The sequence below is a fragment of the Ensifer sp. ENS08 genome (assembly GCF_014852195.1).
Lineage (GTDB): Bacteria > Pseudomonadota > Alphaproteobacteria > Rhizobiales > Rhizobiaceae > Ensifer > Ensifer adhaerens.
The window spans coordinates 87,198-105,044 of the sequence record NZ_JACVBF010000011.1 but is presented as its reverse complement, the minus strand read 5'-3'; the positions used below and the strand labels follow the sequence as shown (position 1 = coordinate 105,044).

Sequence of the window (17,847 nt, the reverse complement as noted above, 5' to 3'; positions counted from 1 at the left end):
CGCCCTCGTTGCGGGCGGGCCGGCGAAGACGGTCATTGCCTCCGCCGCCCAATTGCTCCGCAAACTCGGCCTCACGGCCTCGACCGCGCGGGCCTGAACTTCAGTCGTCAGGCACCCCGGCGCGCGACGACCGGCACGTAATGTTCGAGCTCCGGCGCCGGGAAGTTGAGCGTCGCGTTGATTTCTGCCGACCGGTAAAGCCCCATCAGCATCTCGACGACAGCAAGGCCGTCCTCGAAGGTTTCGAGCGGCTTTTCGCCCTTGCGGAAGCACTCGACCATGTGGCGGTTTTCGTCGGTATAGCCGTAGACGCCGGCCTCGTCCTCGAGCACCGGCATCAGGCCCTGCTCGGCATTCTGCTTTTCGACGAGATCCTCGCCCTCCGAGCCCTTGACCTCGCGCGACATGAAGATCTTCAGGCCGGTAGAGAGCGAATTGTATTCGAGCGCATATTCCGGTCCGAGCAATTCGAGCTGGATGCGCAAGCCGGCGCCGACATAGGCCCAGGAGGTGGTCGCCTCGATCATCAGCTCGTTGCCGTCCTGGTCTTCGAGCGTCACCGTGGCGCGGGCAAAATCCTCGGACGGCCGGTTGCGATAATCGACCTCGTTGCCGAAGCGATTGCGCAGTTGTTCGGCATAGTGGGGACGCGTCCATTTGAGGTTGGCGACGGTGCCGTTTACCGCCTTGATCTTCAGCGAATTGCGCGGCGCACCGGGCGCCGTCAGCAGGTAGCGCGCGACCTCGACGCTGTGGCACATCATGTCCGAAAGCACGCCGCCGCCCTGCTTGTCGCCCTGCCAGAACCAGGGTTCGTGCGGGCCGGAATGTTCCTCGGCCGCGCGCGCCAGATAGGGGCGCCCGGTGGTCGTCGCCGCGCGCCGCCAGATGATTTCCTTGCCACGCAGCACCGGCGTGCAGAAAACCTGGTTTTCCAGATAACCGTGGTTGAGGCCGGCATCCTCGGCCAGCGACAGCATCTCGCGGGCTTCGGCAACCGTGCGGGCAAGCGGCTTTTCGCAGGCAACGGCGAAGACCTTGCTGCGGCCGTCTTTGACGGCCTTGTGCAGCGAACGCATGACGTCGATGCGGGTGTAGTTGGGCGAAAGGATCCAGACCGCGTCGACGTCATCGGCGGTCAGCAGCGCTTCCAGGCTTTCATGCGTGCGGCAGCTGCCGAGACCAAGCGCCTCGACCTCATTTGCAAATTTCTCGCGGTTCTCGGCCTTGCGGCTGAAGACGCCGGTGACCTCGACATTACGCACGCCGATCATCGATTTCAGATGGAAATGGGCGATGAAGCCCGATCCGACGAAACCCACGCGCAGCGTCTGCTTCGGTAGCTGTGTCATTCTCTTCTCCCATTGATCGATTTTGGTAACGGCGGGGTGCGGGCGGAAAACCGCACGCGGCTTTCCTCGTCCCACCTCCGGCTATTTACGTGGCGGCGCGGTGCTGCCACGGATGTTGAGCGTGGTCGGCAGGACGATGGCCGGCTCTGCGGCGACGTCACCATCCGAGAGGACGTTGAGAAGCTGCGACATCGCCGTGCGACCGATGTCGGCGCGCGGCTGGCTGACGGTCGTCAGCGGCGGATAGAAGGCCTTGCTGAGATAGAGATCGTCGAAGCCGACGACCGAGACGTCGCCGGGCACCTCGCGGCCAAGCCGCCGTAGCGCATGGATTGCGCCGTAGGCCATCTCGTCGTTGGCGGCGAAAATCGCGGTCGGCGGCTCCGGCAGGGCGAAAAGGTCCGAGGCGCAGGCCTCGCCGCTTTCGAGCAGGTAGTCGCCGCGCACCTCGTACCCCTCGGGGACCGCAAGGCCGGCCGCTTTCATGGCGGCCCGGTAGCCGTCGCGGCGGTGGAGCGCCATGACCTCCGGCAGGGGACCAGCGATATGGGCGATGCGGCGATGGCCGAGCGCGATCAGATGGTCGACCGCAGCCTCAGCGGCGGCGACGTTGTCGATTTGCACATGCGGGAAGCCGGACCCCTCGATCATTTCGAGCGCGATAACGACAGGCAGATGCGAGAGATCGGCGCTTTCGCCCGGCTCAGGCGGCGGCAGCTTGCCGGTCATCAGGATCATGCCGTCGGCATGGCCGTCGCGCAGCATGTTGAAATACTCGACCTCGCGGTCCGGGTCGTTCTCGGTGTTGCCCATGAGGACGGCGTAACCGGCCTCGCGCGCCGTCGCCTCCACGCCCTTCAGGATCTCGAGGTAGAAGGGGTTGCCGACGTCGCGCACGACAAGCAGTACCGACATCGACCGGCGCGTTCGCAAGTTGCGGGCGCTGACATTCGGGCGGTAGTTGAGCTCGCGCGCCAGCGCGTTGATGCGCTGGCGTGTCTCGTCCGTCACCAGCGACGAGCCGCTCAGTGCCCGCGAAACGGTCGCAACCGAGACACCGGCGCGTTCTGCGATATCCTTGATCTTCGGCCGCTCGCTCATGCGCGCATCGCCCTCCCGCGGCCGTAGAACAGCATGAGCAGCAGCAGCGTCGCGCCGAACACCATCTGACGGCCGGACTCGTCGATGTTCACCGTCGTCAGGATGCCCTGGAGGATGACAAGCAGCAGCGCGCCGGCCATGGTCCCGGTGTAACCGCCCTTGCCACCGGCAAGCGACGTGCCGCCAAAGACGACCGCGATGATCGACGACAGCATGTATTGCTCGCCGACATTGGCGAAAGACGATCCGGAATAACCGAGCAGGCAGAGCCCGGCGATCGCGGCGAACATGCCCGAGATCATGAAGAGACCGATGCGCATGAGCCGAACCGGCACGCCGGCCATATAGGCCGCGTGCTCGTTGGAGCCGATCGCGTAGATCCGATGACCGAAGACGGTGCGGTTCAGCATGAAGGCCATGAACAGGCCGATCACGATCCAGAGCCAGATGATGCCGGGAATGCCGAGCGCCAGCGGCTGGGTCACGAAGGCGGAGAGGCCGGGCGCGGCGCGACCCGAGGGAATGCCCTGGCGGATGACCACCAGCAGGCCCTGCAGCACGCCCAGCATGCCGAGTGTCATCACCAGCGGCGGGATGCGCAGAAGCGTGACGCCGAGGCCGTTCAAAAGGCCGAAGAAGGCGCCGGCCGCCAGGCAGGCGAGCACCGCCGGCAGGATGCCGCCATCGGCACCGTTCATGACATTGCCGGCGATGATCGCCGAGAGCGACACGACGCCGCCGACGGAGAGGTCGATGCCCTCGCGGCCGCCGAGAATGACGACGTTCTGGCCGGCGGCGACGATGCCGAGCAGCGAGGCGACGATCAAGAGCCGGAGGATCTGATCGGCCGAGGCAAACCCCGGCGACAGGCTTTGGCCAAGATAGAGCAGCGCGACGATGAGGATGAGCGCCACGACCAGCGGCTGTTTGAAGAACGACGTAACCGAGCTCATGCGCGTGCCCTCCGACCGGCGAGCACGCCGGCCATCAAGACGATCAGAATGGCGAGGCCCTGGACGAAGTTCTGCCATTCCGACGGCGTGCCCATGAAGAAGACCAGGGAATTGACGAGGCCGATCGTCAGGGCGCCGAGCAGAGAGCCGACCACCGTCGTCCAGCCGCCGGCAAGCGCACTGCCGCCAAGCACGACGGCGGCGACGCTGTAGAGCGTCATCTTGCCGCCGACCAGCGGATCGCCGCTCGCTGTATCACCCGTGAGGCAGAAAGCGGCAAGCGCCGAGAACAGCCCGCACAGAAGGTAGCCCTTGATGCGGACGGCGACGACCGGAAGCCCGGTCTGATAGGCGGCCTGCTGGTCGTCACCGACGGCCAGCAGTTCGGTGACGATGCGCGTGCGCGACAGGAAGTAAAGCAGGACAGCCAGCGCCGCGAGCACGTAGAAGACGAAGGGCAGGCCCAAGAGGCGGCCGCCATAGGTGCGCCAGAACAGTGCCGGCGCCGGCGTACCGGCAACGGGCATGACATAGAGCGCCAGCCCGGTGAAGAAGATGCTGGTCGCAAAGGTGGCGACGATCGCCTGCAGCCGAAGTGCTGCGACGACCAGTCCGTTGACCAGCCCGCAGGCAAGTCCGATGAGGACGCCGAGCGCAAGTGCGAGCAGCACGGCACCGGCGCCGCCGCCCCAGCGCTCCATCAGGACGACGATCGCGACATTGACCAGCGACAGCGTCGCGCCGGCGGAAAGATCGATATCGCCGGCGGAGACGACATAGGTCTGCGCGATCGCCAGCATGATCAGCGCCATATAGGTGCTGAGCAGACCCGTCAGCGAGCGGTAGCTCAGGCTGTTGGGCGAAAAGAGGCCGTTCAGCGCCAGCAGCACGATGAGGATGACCAGTGCCGGCAGGAAGGGGTAGCGCTCGAGCCAGGAGCGCAGCCCACCGCTCCTTGGAGAGGAAATGTCTGTCGCGGTCGATGTCATCATGCGGCCTCGTATGCAGCCTGGTAGAGATTGTAGCGGGTGCGATCGTCACCGATCAGCTCGCGTGTCACCGAGCCGCCGTTGAAGACGAGGATACGGTTGGCGTTGCCGAGCAGCTCGGCGTCCTCGGACGAATAGAGCAGGATGCCGAGGCCTTCGGCCGCAAGCTGGCGAATGAGCGCAAAGAGATCGGCCTTGGCCTGGAGGTCGATGCCCTTGGTTGGGTCGTCGAGCAGCAGCACGTCGGGCCGATCGATCAGCCATCGGGCGATGATCACTTTCTGCTGGTTGCCGCCGGAAAGCGAATTGATCGGATGGAAGAGGCTCGCAAACTTGGTGTGCATCGCTTCGAGCGCCGGCATCGCCTTGTTTTTGAGGCTCGAGGGCCGCGCGAGCATCAGCCGGTCGCGAAGATAATGGATCGGCGTGACGTTCTCTATGATCGGACGGCCGCTGATGACGCCGTCGCGACCGCGGTCGCCGGAGACATAGGCGCAGCCACGGCGAATGGCGTCGCGCGGGCTTTTGGCATCATAGCGTTCGCCGCCGATCGTCACCTCGCCGGATGAAACGGTGCTTGCGCCGAAGATGGCCCGCAGCAGCGCCGATTGCCGCCCGCCGAGCCCGAGGATCTCGCCCTTTGCCACCTCGAAGCTGACATCGCGAAAGCCCTTGCCCGAGAGGCTACGTACGGAGATCGCCGTCTGCGCGCCAGTTTCCACCACCGCTGGTGCCGATGACCTTGCAGCCGGCATGTCGCTGGCGCCGCCGACCATCAGCCGGATGACCGTTGCCGGGTCGGTCTCGGAGAGTTTCAACGTCTCGATGGTCTCGCCGTCGCGGATGATCGTCACGCGATCGCCGATCGCGGTGATTTCGTCCATGCGGTGCGAGATGAAGATGATGCCGCGACCCTGGCCTTTGAGATCGCGCAGGATCTCGAAGAAGCGATCGACCTGGGCGCGGTCAAGTGCGGAGGTCGGCTCGTCGAAGATCAGGATCGGCGCTTCGCTGGCGAGCGCCTTCATGATCTCCACCAGTTGCCGCTGGTCCGCCCGGAGATTGCCGACCAGGGCCTCCGCGTGGAAACCTTCGCCGGAGACCTCCGAGAACAAGGCGATGTAGCGCGCCGCGCGCGCCTTCATTGCCGCCCGGTCGATGAAGAGGCCGGCCTTCACCGGCAGGGCGGAAAGGCAGATGTTTTCCTCGACCGACCGGTGGCTGGCGAGGCTGAGTTCCTGGTAGAAAATGCCGATGCCGGCGGCGCGTGCGGCTTGCGGCCCGGAGATCGTCACGCGCTTGTCGTTGATCAGGATCTGGCCGCCATCCGGCCGCACGCTGCCGGCGATGATCTTGCACAGCGTGCTCTTGCCGGAGCCGTTGGAGCCCATCAGCACATGCACTTCGCCGGCAGCGATCTCAAGGTCGCCGCGGCGTAGCGCCAGCGTTGCGCCGTAAGCCTTGCTCACGCCGTTCAGTCTCAGTTTCGACATCGGCTGTCGTCCATTTGGTTGCTTGCCGCATCTTCAGGGATGCTCGCGCTCGGCACCGGCTCCACTGCAGCAATCTTTCACGCCCGATCGGCCTTGGTCGGTGGCCATCGGCGGCATCGGTCGCCGGGCGGCTCAAGACAAGAGTCGCCCGGCGAAACCCGAACTTACTTGAACAACGCCGTGGCGTCTTCGATCGAAAGCGCGTTGGTGTAGGAGTAGTAGCCCGGCTTGCCGTCGAGCTGCTTGGCGGCGTCGCCGAGGTTCTTGCTGTCGATGAACGGGATCGGCAGATACATGGCGTTCTTGTACTGGCCAGCCGTCGCCGGCTCCTTCAGTTCCTTGCCCTGCAGCATCAGCACCGCGACGTTGAGCGCGCTTGCCATGACGCCCGGCGGGTTGACGGTCGCGCCGGAATTCAGCTTGTCCTTGACCCAGAGATCGATGAAATCCTTGCGGATTTCGCCGGTTGCGGCGATCTGGCTGGTCTTGCCCGCATCCATGATCGACTTCCAGGCGCCAGCCGCCATGCCGTCCTGCACGACGACGCCGTTGATATCAGGATAGGTCGCAAGAATGTTCTGCATCGCTTGCTGGCCCTGGGCCTGATCCCAGTTGGCGTTGACCTCGTTGACCACCTGCAGATCTGGATAATCCTTGAAGACGCTCTTGTAGCCGGCAACGCGCATTTCGTTGGCCGGATGGCCGGCGACGCCGTTGATGGCGACCACCTTGCCCTTGCCGCCGAGCGTGTCAGCCAGCCACTTGGCGCCGGCGGCGCCCCAGGCCGTCTGGTCGATGCCGACATAGGTCGCATCCGGCGAGGAAACCTCAGCGTCCGTCGCGATCACCAGGATGCCGGCTTCCTTCGCCTGGGCGAAGATCGGATCGAAGGCCGTCGGGCTGTTGGGGTTGATGATGATGGCGTTAACGCCTTCGGCGATGAAGTTGCGCACATGCGCGATCTGCCCGGGTACGTCGACATTGGCACTCTGGACGGAGACTTCGACGTCGACGCCCTTCTCCTTCCACTTCGCCGCGGCCTCCTTGGCCTCGTCGATCATCTGCGTGCGCCATTCGCTGCCGACCCAGCCGTTGGACAGGCCGATCTTGAAGGTCTCGGCATTGGCGAAAGAAGCGGAAATGGCAATGGTTGCGACAGCGCCTAGCGCTGCGGCGATAAATTTCTTCATCAGATCCTCCCAAATCTTGCGAAAACCATGAAGCCAGAAAATGTAATCGATTTCAATGGGCATTTTCGGGAATTTTGTGCGGTTTCGTTTTCCGCCGCCGGGAGGATCAAGGAGATAACGGAAAGCGTCGGGCGCGGGCAGAATAGACTTCGGAAAGTGTCTCACCGAGAGAAGCCAATAGTGCTTGGTTCCCCCTCCCCGCTGTGCGACAGCAAGGGCAGAGGCGGTGACGATTCGTCGTTGCGCCAACTGGAATGAACTGCAGGAATGACGCCATGACATGAAGGCGCTGCGGGATTGATCCCAATGGCCGCCCGAACAGCGGCCCGCCCGTTGCTCAAATCGCAACACTTCGTTGCTTGCCGGCCGGCTAGCCGCAATTTGCCCTCACCGCCTACTCTGAACGCTGGGCAAAGAACAACAACTGGCTCCCAACCAGAGGAGAACATCATGACCGGGAAAACCGGAGCCGCCTCGGGCGCGCTCTATCTGCATATCTTTGTGCTGGCGATCGTCATCGCCTCCGAGCTGATCGGCATTCAGCGTCTGCCGATCGGTATCGGCACCGTCATCTTCCTGCCGATCCTTTACGCCTTCGCGCTTGGCATCGCCTTCAATCCGGCCATTTTCAAGGCGACCGGCAAGTTCCTGTCGCGCGATGCGGTCAAGCTTTCCGGCGCGATGATCACCGTTGCCATCATGCCGTTCATCGCCAAGTTCGGAACGACGGTCGGCCCGCAGATTTCGCAGATCATCGAGGCCGGCCCGGCGCTGGTTCTGCAGGAACTCGGCAATCTCGGAACGATCATCGTCGCCTTCCCGGTCGCAGTGTTCCTTCTCAAGATGGGCCGTGAAGCCGTCGGCGCCACCTATTCGATCGACCGCGAGCCGAACATCGCGCTGATCGCCGACAAATATGGCCTCAACTCGCCGGAAGGTGCCGGCGCCATGGGCGTTTATGCGACCGGCACGCTGATCGGCACCTTCGTCTTCGCCATCATGCCGCCGATCGTTCACGGCCTCGGCATCTTCGACGTGCGTGCGCTCGCCATGTCCTGCGGCGTCGGCTCCGGCTCGATGCTGGCGGCCTGCACCGGCGGTCTCGTCGCGGCGGTGCCGGACCAGAAGGACATCATTCTCGCGCTCGCCGCCGCCAGCAACATCCTGACCTATGCCACCGGCCTCTATGTCGGCATGTTCGTGGCGCTGCCGTTGACGGAGTGGCTCTACAACAAGGCGCGCCCATCCGAGCGTCGCACCGCAGCCTGATCGGGAGAGAGAACCATGACCAACCAGAACACCTCCGCCAACTACGCCGACGATCTCCCGCTGAACCCCGAGGACGAACGCAAGCTCGATGTGATCGGCCATGCCGGCCTGCTGATCATCGCCTGTGCGATCGGCCTTGTCGCCAACTGGGTCGGCACCGGAACGTCGCCGCTCACCGCTTTGCCGGGCATGGCGACGCTATATGCCGCCTGTATCGTCGGCCTGGCGCTCGCCCGCTTCGTGCCCTTCTACCTGCCAAGCGTCGCCTGGGTTTCGCTGATCGCGATCCTCATCACCATCCCGGGCGTTCCGGGTGCAGCCTGGGTCAGCGAACAGGTCGAGCACCTCAACTTCCTCGCATTGGCGACCCCGGCGCTTGCCTATGGCGGCCTTGCCTTGACGGCGAACGAGTTCGCGATCGCCCGCCGCTCGGGCTGGAAGATCGTCATCGTCGCGATCTGCGTGATGGTCGGCACCTATATGGGCTCGGTCGTCGTCGCCGATCTCTTCCTGCGTCTCGGCCAGTAACGCGGCACGCAATTCCAGGAAGCGGTTTTCCGTCCGGAATTGTGTAAGAGAAACAGGTCGGCCGCTCTGCGGCCGGCCATCCCCTCAAACGACAGGACGCACGCCATGACACGCCACGACATCAGCCCCGAGCGCATCGAGGAAACGATCCGCTGGCGTCATCACCTGCATGCCCATCCCGAGCTTGCCTTCGAGGAACGCCAGACCGCGGCCTTCATCGCCGGCCGGCTTGCCGAATGGGGCATTGCCGTGAAGGACGGTTATGGCGGCACCGGGCTTGTCGGCACGCTCAGGCGTGGCACATCGAACCGATCGATCGCCATTCGCGCCGACATGGACGCGCTGCCGATCATCGAGACGAGCGGCGCTGCCTACGCCTCGAAGACGACGGGCAAGATGCACGCCTGCGGCCACGACGGCCACGTCGCCATGCTGCTGGCCGCCGCCCGGCAGGCGAGCGAGATGGACTTCGACGGCACCGTGCATTTCATCTTCCAGCCGGCCGAAGAGGCCGAGGGCGGTGCCCGCGTCATGGTCGCCGATGGCCTCTTCCGTGATTTCCCGGCCGATGCCGTCTATGCGCTGCACAACTGGCCGGCGCTCGACGTCGGCTCGGTGGTGGCCCGCGACGACGCGATGATGGCCGCCTTCGGGGTCTTCGAAATCACCATCACCGGTCGCGGCGCCCATGGGGCGATGCCGCATGAGGGTGCTGACCCGCTCGTCGCTAGCGCCCAGATCGTCACGGCCTTGCAGACGATTGCCAGCCGTAACGTCTCGCCACTCGAAGCGGCCGTCGTCTCCGTCACACAGATCCACGGCGGCGACGCCTGGAACGTGATCCCGGAAAAAGCCGTGATCCGCGGCACCACGCGCTGGTTCGACAAGGCGGTCGGTGACACGCTCGAAAACCGGATGCGCACGCTCGTTTCGGCCCTTGCCGAAGGGCTCGGCTGCACGGCCGAGCTCGATTATCAGCGCCGCTATCCGGCGACGATCAACGATCCCGCAGCCGCCGCGCTCGCACGCTCGGTCGCCGCGGCAGACCCGGCCTTGACGGTCATCGACGCGCCACCAAGCATGGCGGCCGAGGACTTCGCCTTCATGCTCGACGAACGTCCCGGCTGCTATCTCTGGCTCGGCGCAAGACGCGAGGGCGTTAACCCCGGCCTGCACTCGCCGCACTACGATTTCAACGACGCGATCATCGGCCAGGGCGTAAACCTCTGGACACGCCTGATCGCGACCTCGCTTGGTCGTTGACCCCAAGGGGATTCCGTCGCATCCATGACCACCATGGACGTACTCGACGCGAAAGCGCTCAGGATCTTTATGGCGGTTGCGCGCATCGGTTCGATCCGGGGCGCTGCGGAGCATATGGGGCTGGCGCCATCGGTCGTCAGCCGCCAGATCGCCGACACTGAACGCGACATCGGCCTGTCCCTCTTCGAGCGCACCGCCCGCGGCACGGTCCTGACCGACGCCGGTGAACTGGTGCTCGAACACGGCAAACGCGTGCTCGAGGACAACGGGCTGCTTGCCGAGCAGCTCGACCAGATCCGCGGCGTGCAGCAGACCCGCATCCGCATTCGCTGCGGCGAAGGTTTCATGGCCGACCTGGTGGAGCACGGGCTCTCGTCGTTCTCAAAGGCACACTCCTATGTGCGCTACATCGTCGAACTCGGCAGCACCGAAGACGTCGTCGACGCCATCGCCAACAGCGACGCCGACATCGGCATCGCCTACAATCCCCTGACCGAACCGCGCATCCGGGCGCTGGCGATTGCGCGCCAGCCGCTCTGCGTCATCGTGCCGGCGGGCCATCCCCTGTCCGAGCGCAGCGACCTGAAACTTGCCGATTGCCTCGCCTTCCCGTGCGCGCTGCTCGGCAAGGGCAATGGCGTGACACAACTGGTGGCGCGGGTGGCGGCCGATGCGGGGCTGGCGCTGGCGCCGTTGCTCGAAACCCATTCGATCGAGGTGCTCCGCCGCTTCGTTGCAGCAAGCCTTGGCGTCACCTTCCTGCCGCGCACGTCCGTAACCGTGGAAATCGCGCGCGGGTCCATGCAGGCGATCGACCTCTCCGATCCGCTGCTGAGCGAGGCGAGCGCGCATTTGATGGTGCGGGCCCACCGCCGCCTGCCGCTGTCGGTCGAAAAACTCGGCCAGCATCTCGCGCGCGAGATGCAATCCTTCCAGACTTAGAAGACCGTCCTAGCTCGATGAAACCCGCGCGGCGCTAACGCTCGCCTTTCCCATCACCGGCGGTCGAGCAGACGTTGCCACGCCAGCAACGCATTGTACCAGGCGCGCCGTCTACCCGCTCGCCAGCCCGCATGCCACCTTCGCCGGATCATTCTGATCATACGAGGGTAAGCGGATCATGACGGCGGAACGAACGACAGTTGGCGTGGTGGGTTTGGGCGCCATGGGTCTCGGCATGGCGACGACGCTCGCCGGCAAAGGTTTTGCCGTCAAGGGCTTCGACCTCTCCGAGGCCCGGCGCACGCTTGCCGCCGAAGGCGGGGTGACCCCGGTCGAGGCTCTGACTGACGTCTTCTTCGACACCAACTTCATCGTCTTCTCGCTGCCGACCGCCAAGGACGTGGCAGCCGTCGTCGAGGCCAATCTCGAAGCGCTGAAGGCGGCCGGCCGCCGCGTCGTCATCATCGACACCTCGACCTCCGAGCCGGATGTCTCGCGTGATCTCGCCGCAGCCCTTGCCGGCCTCGGCCACGGCTTCATCGACGCGCCGGTCTCCGGCGGTCCGGCAGGTGCCGCAAGCGGCAAGCTGACGATGATGATCGGTGGCAGTGATGCGGACGTCGCCCTTGCCGGCCCGGTGATCGACGCGATGTCGGCCAAGGCCCTGCATGTCGGCCCGAGCGGCGCCGGCAACGTTGCCAAGCTCGTCAACAACCTGCTCGCCGCCGCCCATATGGTGACGACGGGCGAAGGGCTGAAGCTGGCGCTTGCCGCCGGGCTCGATGCGGACGAGGCGCTGAAGGTGCTCAACGCCGCGTCCGGCAAATCGATGATCAGCGAAGTGCATTTCCCGACCTGGGTGATGAACGGCCGCTTCGACAGCGGCTTCACCATGGGCCTGATGCGCAAGGACGTGCGGCTTGCCAGCGAGCTTGCGGCCCGCACCGGCGCCGATCTGCCGCTCTCGGGCGCGGTCGCCAAGCTCTGGGCCGAGAGCCCGCTCGAAAACGCCGAGGACTTCACCCGCATGGGCGCCTTCCGCCCGGTGGCCAACGACAACTGAGACTTGAAGGGAACGACGATGAACGACATGACCATGCCCGCCAAGGCCGAGCGCATCCGGGCGCTGTTCCACGGCATCATTCCCGGCACCGAGATCGGCAGCTATGTCGACGGCACGCTGGTGCCCGGTTCCGGCGACGAGCAGGCGCTCACCGATCCGGCGACCGGCGAAGTCTTCGCCACCTTCAAGGACGCCGGCGCTGATATCGTCGACGCCGCCATGCAGGCGGCAGCGCGCGCCCAGCGCGAATGGATCTCGATGACCGCTTCGGCGCGCGGCCGGGTGATGAACGAGATCGCCCGCAAGATCCGCGAGCGCGCCGGCGAGATTGCCGAGCTCGAAAGCCGCTCGGCCGGCCGGCCGATCCGCGACATCCGTGGCGAGGCTGTCCGGGTCGCCGAGATGTTCGAATATTATGCCGGCTGGTGCGACAAGCTGCACGGCGAGGTCATCCCGGTCCCGACCTCGCATCTGAACTATACCCGCAACGAGCCGGTTGGCGTCGTCGCCCAGATCACCCCTTGGAACGCGCCGCTCTTTACCGGCGGATGGCAGATTGCGCCTGCGATCTGCGCCGGCAACGGCGTCGTCATCAAGCCGTCGGAACTGACGCCGCTCAGCACGCTCGTGCTCGGTGCGCTCTGCGAGGCGGGCGGCGCGCCCCGTGGCCTCGTCAACGTCATCGCCGGCCAGGGCGTAACGGCGGGCCAGGCGATGGTCGCCCATCCGAAAACGGCACTCGTCGTCTTCGTCGGCTCGGCGCTTGCCGGTTCGGCCATTGCGGCAGCGGCTGCGAAGAACGTCGTGCCCTGTATCCTCGAACTCGGCGGCAAGTCCGGCAACATCGTCTTTGCCGATGCCGATATCGACCGCGCCATCGTCGGCGCCCAATCGGCGATCTTCTCTGGCGCCGGCCAGAGCTGCGTTGCCGGCTCACGCCTGCTCGTGCATCGCTCGGTGCACCAGCAGTTCGTCGAGCGTTATGCCGAGGCTGCCGCGCGCATCCCCGTCGGCGATCCCTATCTCGACAGCACGCAGATCGGCCCGATCAACAATGCACGACAATGGGCGAAGATCGCGGAAATGGTGCGCCAGGGCGTTGCCGAAGGTGCAACGCTTGCAACCGGCGGCGCCAAGCCGGCTTCTCTTCAAGCCTCCGGCGGCTTCTATTTCGCGCCGACCATTCTCGACAACGTCAAGCCGGACATGACGATCGCCCGCGAAGAGGTCTTCGGCCCGGTCGTCGGCGTCACCGTCTTCGACGACGAGGACGAGGCGGTCACCCTCGCCAACGACAACCCGTACGGCCTGGCAGGCGCCGTTTGGACCCGTGATGTCGGCCGCGCACACCGGGTCGCTTCAAGGGTGCGGGCCGGGACCTTCTGGATCAACGGCTACAAGACGATCAGTGTCATGTCGCCCTTCGGCGGCTTCGGCCGCTCCGGCTATGGCCGCTCCTCCGGCCGTGATGCACTGATGGCCTATACACAGACGAAGAGCGTCTGGGTCGAGACCGCGGAAAACCCGGCCGTCGTCTTCGGTTATTCGCCGGAAGCCTGATCGGCACGCCCCCCGAAACGAGAAACGGCCGGCAGAATGCCGGCCGTTTCTTTTTGTGACTGAAGCTCCTCTGGCTCAGAATTCAAACGCAGTCGACACCATGAAGGTGCGCGGCGCGCCGGCGGCAAGGAAGCCACGGGCGGACGAGGCCCAGTAGTTCTCGTCGAACACGTTCTGGACGGTCGCCCGGATTTCCACCGGCTTAGCGTTTTCACGCTCGAAGGAGTAACGCGCACCGAGATCGACCCGCGTCCAGTCCGAGACCTTCTGCGTGTTCCTCTGGTCGTAGTAGGTGCTGCCGGTATAAACGAGGCGACCGGTGAGCGTCAGGTCCTCGACCCAGGGTGTGTCGTATTCACCATAGAGGCTGATCGCGGTCGTCGGGACGCCGGGCACACGGTTGCCATCGAACCGCTCTCCTGTTCTCGAGTTCTCTGCCTTATCGAGCTTGGCGTCCATGAAGGTGATGCCACCAAGCAAGCGAACGCCGTCAACCGGTTCGCCATAGGCTGAAAGCTCGATGCCACGGTTCACCTGCAGGCCGTCGACGGCGAAGACGCCGCCGGTTGTCAAACCGTTTGGCTGCCTGATCTCGAACAGCGCTGCGCCGAGCATTACTTCGCCGAGGTCGTATTTGAAGCCGATTTCCTTCTGCTTGCTGACAACAGGGGGGAATATCTGGTTGCTGTTCAGAGCGTTGGACGGCGACGTCGGTCCCTCGGTTAGGGCTTCCACGTAGTTGCCGTAGACAGAGAAGCTGTCGGTGACGTTTACGAGTGCCGCGACGGCAGGGCTGAACCGGCCTTCCTCGTAATAGTAGGTCTGTTGACCGAGCGGCACGGCGCCGGGACGCGTATTGTACCCTCGTACACGCATTTCCTGATAGCGCCCGCCGACCGTCAGCTGGAAACGGTCTTCGGCAAAGGAAAGCGTATCGGAGATCGCGACGCTGGTCGCGAGCAGGTCCGAAAACGCATGCAGGTCGTTCGAGCGCGGAAGCCCGCCCGTATTGACCCAATCGCTCGGCACATAGATCGGATTGTAGATGTTGGTCATGTAGCTTCTGAAGCCGAGCCTGCCCGGATGGAAGTAGCCGCGGTTATTCTCGTTGAGCGCTCGGCTCACAGAAACGCTGAGCTGATGACCGACGGGTCCGGTATCGAACTCCGAGCGGAGACCAACCTCACCCGAGACCCCCTGGATCTCCTGCGGATTGTAGCCGAACTCGGCCAGCGCATCGCCATTGGGATTTTGAATGGTGTAGGACGTGCTCAGGAAGTCCTCGCGGTAGCGGCTGATGCCGCCGGCGGCGTAAACAGTGGTGTTCTCCAGCACGTCGAACTCGACGCGGCCAGCGACCATATTGTGTTCGCTGTCATGGTATTCGAACGGGTTGGACGTGTTGATCCGGCCGTCCGGCGCTTCCGGGATCTTGATGCCCGGCGCTGCCGCGTTGAACAGAGAGGCCGGCGCATTGATGTTCTGCTTGGAATGATTGAGGTCGAGCGAGGCACGCACCCGATCGCCGCGATAGTCGAGCCCGAGCGACAGCACGCCGATCTCGTTTTCGTTGTGGTCAAGCGCCGTGTCGCCGCCACGATAGGAACCGTTGAAACGGACGCCCCATTCGCCCTCGGGCCCGAAACGGCGACCGACATCGAGGTGCGACCACAATTGCGAGTCCGACATATAGGTGGTCGTCAGTCGCGTCAGCGGCTCGTCGGTGGCGCGCTTGGGCACCAGATTGATAGTCCCACCGACGCGGCCGACGCCGCCGTTGACCAGCGCGCTCGGGCCTTTCAGGACCTCGACGCGCTCGATACCCTCAAGGGGGCTGCGGCGCGGGTTGGTGATGTAGAAGAGGCCGTCATAGGCCGTATCCAGATTGGTGACCGAGAAGCCGCGAATGAAGAACGAATCACGCTCGCTGAACGCCGGCGCATCCATGCGTACCGAGGGATCGTTGAGGGTGACATCGGCGACCGTTCGCGCCTGCTGATCGCGGATCAGCTTATCCGTGTAGCTGGTGACGCTGAACGGGGTTTCCTTGACAGGACGGTTGCCGAGCGCGCCAAGCCGCGCACCGGTCGCCATCTGACCGCCCGCATAGGGAGCTGACGGCTGGCCGATGGTGCCGGTCTCAGGCGGCTGACCGCCCGCTTGCCCGACGGCCACGATGGGGGCCAGCTGCGTCGCGCCGCCCGAACTGCGTTCAGCCTGGGCCAGGCTTTCGACCCGGTTGGTCTTGCGTGCCTCCTGGGCCGACGCCGCCACGGCGGACATTGCCAGCAGCGACACGCCCGCCAGCACGACTTTGGCTCGCCGACGCGAAACCGAATTGAACCTGCCCCTTGCCATTCTCTTACCCCTGTAACTTCGATTAAGGTGAATTCCGTATCCGCCACTGTCGCCGGCCGAACCCAGCCGCTCAGAACGCGACGCACGCGCCTTGCCCGTTGAACAACGGTGCAGGGCGAGCCCCGGACATTGCGTTCAGTTGCGGCTATTTCGACCGACAGACGGGTCTCGTGCGCAGCAGCTCGCTTCGGCAAAGCGGGTGCGTAACCGGCCCTTCGGTCACGGCGCGTTCGGTTGCGCCCATGCAGACTGGCTGCCAGACAAAGTGTCGGCGATCGCGGGTCATCCCACGCTTGGGAGCACTCTCAAAACTGGACGAGATTGCGAACATCGACATTGAAACATCAACTATAACAATAGCATAAAACTTGAATTTCTAAGTCAAGTCTGCGCACGTATAGTCGGATTCGGTCGGGCGTCCACGCTTTTTGTGCGTGAATTCAGCGGTTAACGGTAAACCGGGCGTTGTTTGCCAGATGTGGAAAGACAGGCAAATCGGGGCGTAGCGGGCCGTCAGCCCGCGTCCGGCGCAGGACAGCCTCAGCCTGGCGCCTGCGCTACGATCGGTGGGCCGCGTCATGCAAAGATCGGCGGGAAAAGGATGTTTTAATCGAGCGACGCCCGCGTCACCGAAGGGCTTGCCCTGTCGGCCGCAGCGGCTCGTTCGCGTGTCAGGCCCGGAAGCGGTCGAAAGCGGTCAAGCGCTTGATCGGCGGATCGGCTTCCTTCCAGCGATAGATCTCCGAGCGGAGGTAGCCGAGTTCGTCTTCAAGTGCGGTTTCGGCGACTTCGACCCACCAGGATTTCGGACGGCCGTCACTTCCGTCAGACCAGCGGTAGCCGCGAGCTTTCAGATGATCCTTCATGTCGAAGGGGCTGTTTTCCGCAAAAATGCGGACGCGTGATCGCTGGCTCGCCTCGTAGAGTTCGGCAAAGGGCGTGCTGCCGGAGCCGCCATCCTTGGCAAGGACTTCGAGCAAAGCGAAACAGTCGTCGACCGCCCGGTGGCCGTCGTGGAAGTAACCGGCCTGCCCGATCAGGTAACCGAGCTTGGTGCCTTCGAAGCCGCGGGAAGACCAATCGATCTCGGAGACGGAACAGGCCCATGCCTTTCCTGCAAAAACGGGCGAGAAGGCCTCGCAGAAGGGACGGTCGAAGCCGGCATTGTGGGCGATGACAAGGTCGGCCTTTTCCATCAGCGCCCGCACTTCGTCGAGGTCGATCGTCTTTCCCGCGACCATCTCGTTGGTGATGCCGGTAAGACGAGTGATTTCCGCAGGGATCGGATTGGACGGCTGGCGCAAGCCGCCGAAAACGCCAGTCACGTCTCCCAGGTTTCCCTTCTCATCGAAGGTAAAGGCGATCAGGCCGATCTCGATGATCTCATCCTTGCGATGGTTGAGCCCTGTGGTTTCGGTATCGAGAATGACGCCATGCAGGGGGAAGCCGGGACGCGCAACAGGCACCACAGCGCGCGGCACAAGCCGCTGCAACAGGCGATAGCGACCCGTCGCCTGAAGGTGACGGACCATATCGTCCTCGGTCAGCGATGCCCGCTTGACCGCCGGTCCACCGCCCGCCTTTTTGGAAGTTGCCTCGTCCGAAACAAAGAGGTCGAACTGCTGCGTCATTCGGTTGTCCCGCAAATTAACGACTCACACGTCTGCGTTCCAGAATAGCGGCTAACAGGCATGCTTCCCAGCAAATCGGGAAGAAGGCGCAGGAGCGCCTGGATTTTCAGGCGCAAAAGATGGGGAAACGGTCTCGCGCTTCAATATGCTCGGCG

The 17,847-nt window shown here is 64.3% G+C and carries 14 protein-coding genes; 6 read left to right on the top strand and 8 right to left on the bottom strand.

The genetic code is table 11. The features are described from left to right. Nucleotides 1-107 precede the first annotated feature (107 nt). From IB272_RS22090 to IB272_RS22065, 6 genes are all read right to left on the bottom strand, one after another. Nucleotides 108-1,352, bottom strand: a complete 1,245-nt coding sequence (locus IB272_RS22090) for a Gfo/Idh/MocA family oxidoreductase (protein ID WP_034805665.1) — start codon at nucleotides 1,350-1,352, stop codon at nucleotides 108-110. Nucleotides 1,353-1,433: 81 nt separating this feature from the next. After that, nucleotides 1,434-2,453, bottom strand: coding sequence for a LacI family DNA-binding transcriptional regulator (locus IB272_RS22085; RefSeq protein WP_034805663.1), 1,020 nt, complete (start codon nucleotides 2,451-2,453; stop codon nucleotides 1,434-1,436). Further along, nucleotides 2,450-3,406, bottom strand: a complete 957-nt coding sequence (locus tag IB272_RS22080) for an ABC transporter permease (RefSeq protein WP_034805661.1) — start codon at nucleotides 3,404-3,406, stop codon at nucleotides 2,450-2,452. Before IB272_RS22080 ends, IB272_RS22085 begins: the two co-directional genes overlap by 4 nt. Continuing rightward, nucleotides 3,403-4,395 carry an ABC transporter permease gene (locus IB272_RS22075; RefSeq protein WP_034805955.1) on the bottom strand — a complete coding sequence of 331 codons (993 nt, stop codon included), beginning with the start codon at nucleotides 4,393-4,395 and terminating at the stop codon, nucleotides 3,403-3,405. The genes IB272_RS22080 and IB272_RS22075 overlap by 4 nt, the downstream gene beginning before the upstream one ends. Next, the gene (locus IB272_RS22070) at nucleotides 4,395-5,888 is read right to left on the bottom strand and encodes a sugar ABC transporter ATP-binding protein (protein WP_192445055.1); all 1,494 of its coding nucleotides are present in this window, start codon (nucleotides 5,886-5,888) and stop codon (nucleotides 4,395-4,397) included. The genes IB272_RS22075 and IB272_RS22070 overlap by 1 nt, the downstream gene beginning before the upstream one ends. Nucleotides 5,889-6,052: 164 nt before the next feature. Continuing rightward, a complete protein-coding gene (locus IB272_RS22065; RefSeq protein WP_192445053.1) occupies nucleotides 6,053-7,078 on the bottom strand; it encodes an ABC transporter substrate-binding protein in 1,026 nt (341 codons plus the stop codon). Nucleotides 7,079-7,528: 450 nt separating this feature from the next. On the opposite strand from IB272_RS22065, the gene IB272_RS22060 reads away from it, so the two are divergent. The 6 genes from IB272_RS22060 (at nucleotide 7,529) to IB272_RS22035 (ending at nucleotide 13,703) form a co-directional block, all read left to right on the top strand. Then, nucleotides 7,529-8,347, top strand: coding sequence for a DUF3100 domain-containing protein (locus tag IB272_RS22060; RefSeq protein WP_034805657.1), 819 nt, complete (start codon nucleotides 7,529-7,531; stop codon nucleotides 8,345-8,347). Between the two features lie 15 nt (nucleotides 8,348-8,362). Further along, nucleotides 8,363-8,875, top strand: coding sequence for a hypothetical protein (locus IB272_RS22055; protein WP_034805654.1), 513 nt, complete (start codon nucleotides 8,363-8,365; stop codon nucleotides 8,873-8,875). A 105-nt stretch (nucleotides 8,876-8,980) separates the two neighbouring features. After that, nucleotides 8,981-10,138: a M20 aminoacylase family protein gene (locus tag IB272_RS22050; protein WP_034805651.1), complete on the top strand. Its 1,158-nt coding sequence runs from the start codon at nucleotides 8,981-8,983 to the stop codon at nucleotides 10,136-10,138. A gap of 24 nt (nucleotides 10,139-10,162) precedes the next feature. Continuing rightward, entirely contained in the window at nucleotides 10,163-11,080 is a 918-nt protein-coding gene (locus IB272_RS22045) for a LysR family transcriptional regulator (RefSeq protein WP_234798789.1), read from the top strand. A 178-nt stretch (nucleotides 11,081-11,258) separates the two neighbouring features. Further along, a complete protein-coding gene (locus tag IB272_RS22040; protein ID WP_034805645.1) occupies nucleotides 11,259-12,143 on the top strand; it encodes an NAD(P)-dependent oxidoreductase in 885 nt (294 codons plus the stop codon). Nucleotides 12,144-12,176: 33 nt separating this feature from the next. Then, nucleotides 12,177-13,703: an aldehyde dehydrogenase family protein gene (locus IB272_RS22035; protein ID WP_246810403.1), complete on the top strand. Its 1,527-nt coding sequence runs from the start codon at nucleotides 12,177-12,179 to the stop codon at nucleotides 13,701-13,703. Nucleotides 13,704-13,778: 75 nt separating this feature from the next. On the opposite strand, the gene IB272_RS22030 is transcribed toward IB272_RS22035, so the two are convergent. After that, on the bottom strand, nucleotides 13,779-15,986 hold the full coding sequence (locus IB272_RS22030) for a TonB-dependent siderophore receptor (RefSeq protein ID WP_192445080.1): 2,208 nt from the start codon (nucleotides 15,984-15,986) through the stop codon (nucleotides 13,779-13,781). A gap of 746 nt (nucleotides 15,987-16,732) precedes the next feature. Further along, complete coding sequence (locus tag IB272_RS22025) at nucleotides 16,733-17,692, bottom strand: 3'-5' exonuclease (RefSeq protein ID WP_034805639.1); 960 nt, start codon at nucleotides 17,690-17,692, stop codon at nucleotides 16,733-16,735. Nucleotides 17,693-17,847: the final 155 nt, after the last annotated feature.